The sequence below is a fragment of the Candidatus Binatus sp. genome (assembly GCF_036567905.1).
Lineage (GTDB): Bacteria > Desulfobacterota > Binatia > Binatales > Binataceae > Binatus.
In genome coordinates, this window is the sequence record NZ_DATCTO010000101.1 from 59,067 (window position 1) to 65,183 (window position 6,117).

7 protein-coding genes are annotated in these 6,117 nt (G+C 61.6%); 2 read left to right on the forward strand and 5 right to left on the reverse strand.

Annotation, left to right across the window (positions count from 1 at the left end; translation table 11 throughout):
• Positions 1-23: 23 nt before the first annotated feature.
• Positions 24-830 carry a class I SAM-dependent methyltransferase gene (locus VIO10_RS15820; RefSeq protein WP_331966503.1) on the forward strand — a complete coding sequence of 269 codons (807 nt, stop codon included), beginning with the start codon at positions 24-26 and terminating at the stop codon, positions 828-830.
• Positions 831-849: 19 nt separating this feature from the next.
• Here VIO10_RS15820 and VIO10_RS15825 read toward each other — a convergent pair whose 3' ends face one another.
• A complete protein-coding gene (locus VIO10_RS15825) occupies positions 850-2,223 on the reverse strand; it encodes a DUF935 domain-containing protein (RefSeq protein WP_331966506.1) in 1,374 nt (457 codons plus the stop codon).
• A gap of 182 nt (positions 2,224-2,405) precedes the next feature.
• Complete coding sequence (locus tag VIO10_RS15830; RefSeq protein ID WP_331966509.1) at positions 2,406-3,929, reverse strand: hypothetical protein; 1,524 nt, start codon at positions 3,927-3,929, stop codon at positions 2,406-2,408.
• 355 nt (positions 3,930-4,284) lie between these two features.
• On the opposite strand from VIO10_RS15830, the gene VIO10_RS15835 reads away from it, so the two are divergent.
• Positions 4,285-4,641: an endonuclease domain-containing protein gene (locus tag VIO10_RS15835; RefSeq protein WP_331966512.1), complete on the forward strand. Its 357-nt coding sequence runs from the start codon at positions 4,285-4,287 to the stop codon at positions 4,639-4,641.
• A 204-nt stretch (positions 4,642-4,845) separates the two neighbouring features.
• On the opposite strand, the gene VIO10_RS15840 is transcribed toward VIO10_RS15835, so the two are convergent.
• The 3 genes from VIO10_RS15840 to VIO10_RS15850 form a co-directional block, all read right to left on the reverse strand.
• Entirely contained in the window at positions 4,846-5,475 is a 630-nt protein-coding gene (locus VIO10_RS15840; RefSeq protein WP_331966515.1) for a phage protein Gp27 family protein, read from the reverse strand.
• A gap of 11 nt (positions 5,476-5,486) precedes the next feature.
• Positions 5,487-5,798 (reverse strand): hypothetical protein, encoded by a 312-nt coding sequence (locus tag VIO10_RS15845; protein WP_331966518.1) that lies wholly within the window; start codon positions 5,796-5,798, stop codon positions 5,487-5,489.
• Positions 5,782-6,117: hypothetical protein (locus VIO10_RS15850; RefSeq protein WP_331966521.1), on the reverse strand; the 336-nt coding region annotated here is incomplete at its 5' end. The genes VIO10_RS15850 and VIO10_RS15845, both read right to left, overlap by 17 nt.

A 6,117-nucleotide genomic window follows, 5' to 3' on the forward strand; every position in this document is an offset into this window, starting at 1 on the left:
CCGATCAACTTTTCTAAAAAAAGATGCACTTTGACGCTTTCCTCGAGCGATGCCGTGCGCAATGGCCCGAGTTCGACGACGCCGGCCGCCTCGCTCGTTCGCGCCATCCCGCCAACCGCTCTCTCTCGCACATCCTCGGCGAAATTCCCGGAATGGCCACCGAGAACAAGCTGCGACTCCTCAATTGCGCCGTCGCCTCTCTCGATCAGGGCGAAGTTTACGTCGAGGTGGGATGCTACAAAGGCGCCAGCCTCGTTGGCGCCGCGGCCTCCAACCCGCACGCGCGCATCTTCGCATGCGACAATTTTTCGCAGTTCGACGGCGCCGCCGAAGCGCTCCGCCGCACGCTCGACGCGCACACCGCACCCGGCCAGGTCACCTTCCACGACATGGACTTCCGCGATTTCCTTGCCGCCGCGCCATGGCGCCCCGCACGCATCGGCGCCTACTTCTATGACGGCGGCCATTCCTTTCGCGATCAATATGACGGTGTCGCGCTCGCACTCCCCCAGCTCGCCGACGACGCTCTCGTCATCATCGACGACACCAACAAACGCGCCGCTCGTTCCGCCAACGACCTCGTCGCGCGCGCCCTGCCCTCGTTCGAACTCATCCTCGATTTGCGCACGCCCGGCAATCATTCGCCCACCTGGTGGAACGGCGTGCAGGTCTTTCGCTATCTCCGCCGGCCGGGTGACCATGCGATTCGATTCCCCGGCTCCGGCTTCGCCATCCGCAAATTTATCTACGACGACATCCTGCTCGAGATGAAACATCGCCGCCGCGCGCTGCGCAAAACCATCAAAGACCGCCTCCGTCGCCGGCAATAGCAGGGGACCGGCCCCCCTGCTACTCCTCCCCCCTCCCGTACGCCAACGCCTCCAGCACCGGCTCGCCCGCGCTCGCCTCCGCGATCCCCAGCTTGTCCAGAATCGTCTTCTGTCCAACGCGCAGTCCCCGATCCGCCAGCATCGCGACGATCTCCGCGAACACTTTCACGTCGCCGTCGTCCGGCAGCCCCAATTCGATCTTCGGATAGCGCGCCTGCGGCCCCATGTTCAGCTCGACGATCGGCCGAACCAAATCGCGCGCGAGTGTCGCCGCCAATCGTTTCGCGTCCGCATTCAGGATGTCGCGTCTCACGCCCTCGTGGACTTCAGCCGCCGCTCGCGATCCTCCTGAAGCAGGCATCTCGGTAGTCAGTGTCTGCCCGAGCACTGCTTTACTCACTTGCGCATCCAGATACTCACAAAATTTCTGATACAACTCCGCGCTGCCGTTCTGATGCGCCTCGGTAAACTCTATTACCATCGACTCCGGCATTATCGCGGCCGCATCAGTGCCTATTTTCGATACCGCCTGCAGTAGTGCCTGCTTGTCCTGTTCCGACGCGCCCGGATGGTATTTGCCTACTCGAAGAGGCTGCCCGAATACTTCGGTGAACGTTACCCAGTCCTTTAGTACGTAGTTCTTGAACAGGTATGCCCACCCGGCGGCGCGCGCCAACCCGCCTCGTATAGGCAGACCGGCTTTCGCCTTTGCAAAATGAGTCACAAACTTGTAGGGCGCCAGCGGCGCCGTCATCGGCTGTATTCCTATTCCGCGGCGCACCGACGCATATATTCCGTCGCCGCCGAAATGGGTCGGTAATCGCGTCTGCGTTTCGCTCTGGACCGGGATTGCCTGGCCGTTCAGGGTGCGCACCAGTATCTCTTCGCCCGATATCCAGTCAAACGCGAACCAGCGCGGGTCGCGCCATTTCAATTGCGCGGGAAACCATTCGCGCCCAGAGGTATCCCAGATAATTTCAGTTGCCGAAAATCCCTTGCCCAGCGCATCGAGCACGTCGAACAGCACGCTGTCGAGTTGGAGCGGGCCGTCGGCGATCATCTCGCGCACCATCGCCGCGGCGCGTTGATCCTCGGACCCGTTCGACGCCGCCCGCACCACCAGGTCCAGTTGCGCGACCGCATTTTTGCGCGTGCTGAGCACGGCCAGATAATGCAGGTCCTTTTCTTCCATCTCCTCGGCCAGCTCCAGATACAGAAACGGATCTCCGAACTCGGCTTGTTGGAGGATTCCCGTCAATCGTTCCGGGGTCAGTCCGATCGACGGATGCATCACGGAATATATATTTCGCACTCCCGCCATCGTCGGCGCTGCCTGCTCTTCGCGCAACATTCCTGTATCAACTTCGCGTCCGTAGGCATCATAGAGTTTCATTGGTTAGTCTCCAGTTGAAAGTTGAGCTAGTCAGATCTGTGTTCTTTGAATGCGGCTTCGCCGATTTTCAAAAACCATTCGCCGCCGCATCGATGGCACGCTTGGGGAAGACGAATCAGCGCGAGTATAAACTCATAACCGCATTCTTCGCATTTCCATCGCCAGTAGCTATTCATGGGTGTTCAGAATCCACGCACACGGGCGCCGACCAGACCGTCTTCCGCCGGAGGCGCGCCGAATGGATCGATCCGCCGGTCGAAGTTGTCGCGCTTGCCTGGCACAAGCGCCGGGATGTACGCGATCTGCCCGGGGTCCGCGCGCGACGCGAAGAACGCCAGTGCCGCCGCCATCGCCGAGTCGCCGTGGCGTCCCTTGCCGTCGGCGCCGGCGCGCCGCTCGGCGATCTTTGCCACGCCTTGCTCGAGCACGATCGCGCGATGGTCGGCAAGCACGTCCGCATCCTTGGGAATCTCGATGGTGCCGTCCTCGAACGCGGCCTTGTAGCGCGGCATATTTTCGCGGTACCACGACTCCGAGAGCATCACCTGCACGATTCGGGCGCCGTAGCGCTGGGCCGCGGTCTCGGCGAGGTACTGTCCGTTGCCGCGCGCGTCCATCGCGCCCGCGGTGAATCGCGGCAGCCGGTCGGCGACATAGAAGAGCACCTGCTCCTGGTTTCGAAAGGGGATATTGCGCAGCTCGACCACAAACGGCGTCCGCCGCGTCAGGTCGTGGGCGATCTGGAGGGGCCAGATCACCGTCAAGTCGCCCGAACGCCCGAAATCCTCGCCGAAAAAGCTTGCCAGCGACCGATCCAGCGCCGCGATTACGGGCGCCAGGTTGTCCTCGCACCACGCCTGCGTCTCCGAGCAGCGCTCCGCTTCCGGGCGGCCCGAGAATTCCGCCGGCATTTCCCATCGCAGTATCGGGATACCGGCCTTCATCCGCGCCTCGATCAAGACCGAGCTCAGGTAGGCGCCCGACGAGGCGCGCGGGATGCAGAACAGTTCTTCGCCGACGTTGTCGCCGTAGTAATCGACAATCTGCTGGCGCCACTCGCGTTGTTTTTCCTCGCTCCATTCGGTTTCGCTCTGTTCGCAGATTTTTCTGTATAGTCCGTCGGCTAGTGCGTCGTCGAAAGTCGTGCGATGAAGTGAGTATGGACGCCGGCCGGCGCGAATCTCACTGATTAGTTCGTTGAAGGGATTGTTGGCGCCGTTGTGAGTTGAAATTATCCGCACCAGTCCGCCCCACATGGTAAACGCCAGCGCCGCTTTCAGCAGGCCGGCCAAGTCTTCATGGAACGCGGCCTCGTCGATCACCGCGCAGCCGTCCTTGCCGCGCAGATTCGACGGCCGCGACGACAGCGCCACGATTTTGTGCCCGGAGGCGAAGCGGATTCGGTAGGCCAGGATGTCGGCGCGCTCGTCGGCGAGAACAATTTCCTCGATCGCCGCCGCCGCGCGATTGAAGCGCCGCGCCCATCGCGCGGCGGCCTCGACGAACTCGAGCGCCATGTCCTTGTTGTAGCCGATATACCATCCGTCGATTCCGGCGCGGCCGCCGGTGGCGGCGCCGAGCGCGCGATCGGCAGCCTCGGTCCAGGTAATGCCTATTCGGCGCGACTTCTCGCTGACCTTGACTTGCGATTGATCGGCCAGCCATCGGCGCTGATATGGAAGTAGTATTGAGAGTGGTTCATTCATTAGCTACTCCACGCGGTGGGAAAGAGCAGAATCCTGAATCGCGCTTTGAAGATGCGCGCTGCATAGGGACCCTCACCTTCATCCTCTCCCTAACAGGGAGAGGAAATGGGGAAACGGACCGGGCAAGTCGGAAGGGAAAGAATCCTGAATCGCGCGCCCGTGGGCACGGGTAGCCAGTATTAAGAACGGGAACCAGGGCGCGCTGCATAGGGACCCTCACCTCCATCCTCTCCCTAACAGGGAGAGGAAATAATGCGGCGATCGGGTTGCGCAAGGCTCCCCTGACAGGGAGAGGAAATGGAGAGACGGAGCGGGCAACTTGTGCTTCTTCGCCAGATAGCGAACAGTCGAAACGATGCGCCCGATTGAAGCGCCCCAGCAGAACGCGCGACGGCTGCGGCACGAACAGACCGACGCGGAACGAATCCTGTGGCACTATCTGCGAGCCCGCCAGATGCGCGACGCCAAGTTTCGCCGTCAATTCCCGATTGGGCCGTACTTCGCTGACTTTTGCTCGACTGAACGGCGCGTGATCATCGAACTCGATGGCGCTCAACATGCTGAGCAGACTCGCGAAGATAATACCCGCACCTCGTTTCTCAACGGGCACGGCTACCGGGTCCTTCGATTCTGGAACAACCAGGTGCTCGCAGACGTTGACGAAGTTCTCAGGGCGATTGACGCATTCCTCGGCGGTTCGAAGGCAGAATGAGGCAGGAAAGAATCCTGAATCGCGCGCCCGTGGGCACGGGAGGCTGGTATTAAGAACGGGAAACAGGGCGCGCTGGATAAGGACCCTCACCTCCATCCTCTCCCTAACAGGGAGAGGAAATAATGCGGCGATCGGGTTACGCAAGGCTCCCCTGACAGGGAGAGGAAGCGGGAGAGGCGGACGGCGGCGTGCGCTCATTGTGCTCTAAATCTCCATCAAGACGGATCTGATCTGATCGGCGGCGTTTTTGCTCAGGCCCTTGGCGCGCGCGTCCTCGACCTTCTGCTCGACCGCCGCCACTTTTTCGCGCGTGTGCTCGGCCCATTTCTGATGCTCGGTTTCGGCCTTCACCAGTCCCGACACGGTGCGCGCCATTGCCGCGATATTCACGGGCGCGATCTTCGCCGGCTCGATCTTCGCGCTGCCGCGCTTCCTGGGCCCCGGCTTCTCGTTGGCGACGGCCAGGAGTTCGAACAGGCGCGTCTGCACCAGCCTGAGCAGCGCGGTCTGCATCTTCGCGTCGTCGTCTTTGAATTCCTCGCAAACGATTCGCGCCTGTTCCGTCGCCATCCGGATTGCGTCGAGGCGCCGCTCGAAATTCTCCCCATATTGGCGGATCGACCTGCTTGATATCTCGAAGCCATTGTCCCCCAGCCATTTTTTCAATTGCGACGACGTATGGAAGGTGCCGTCGCCGATCAAGGCGTCGAACTGCTCCTTCAAATCCGTGGGCATCCCCTTCATCTTCCACGTCTTCGCAGGCACATGCCGGAACGGCACCCGTTTCGGCTTGCCGCCGGGCTCGCTTTTTTTCGCGCGCTTCTTATCCTTCATCGCGCCGCTCCTCAATACTTGCGCGGGCGCGCGACGCCGGCGGGAGACGGGAAGTTGTACTCGACGACGTCAACGCCGCTGGCGGTGAGTTTCGCGAACCAGGTTTCCGCGCCCTCGCCTTCGAGTTCGAGCAACCCTAAGTCGCGCAGATAGGCGAGCTCGCGGCGCACGGCATTGAGCGACAGCGAGAGCTTGATGTCGGCGAGCACGCGCCAGATTATCTGCTCGGAGACTGCTATCGGGCGTCCCGCGTCGACGACGCGCAGCACCCGCCATCGCGCTTCCTCGCGGCGTTTTTGTTCGAGATCAATTGCGTCCGGCATACAGCCTTTCCTTTACCTCTGCGATATCTTCGCGCATTTCTTCGCGCATCGCGTCCAGCTTCGCGTCCAGCGTGCCGCTGAACCTGATCCAGTCCTCGCGCCGCACGTACTCCAGCGGCAGATTCACGCGCAAGTCAGTCAACTGTTTTTCCAGCTCGTCAACGCGGCCGGAGTCGCGCTGATGCTGCTCGTCGCGCCGCTTCAGCAGCCATTGGATGGTGCTCGCGTTGACCGCCACAAAGGCGACGAAAGCAGCGGCCCATCCCGCCACGTTTCCCCACTCCATCTTTTCAGTATTAAGGCCGCGCGCCGTTGGCGC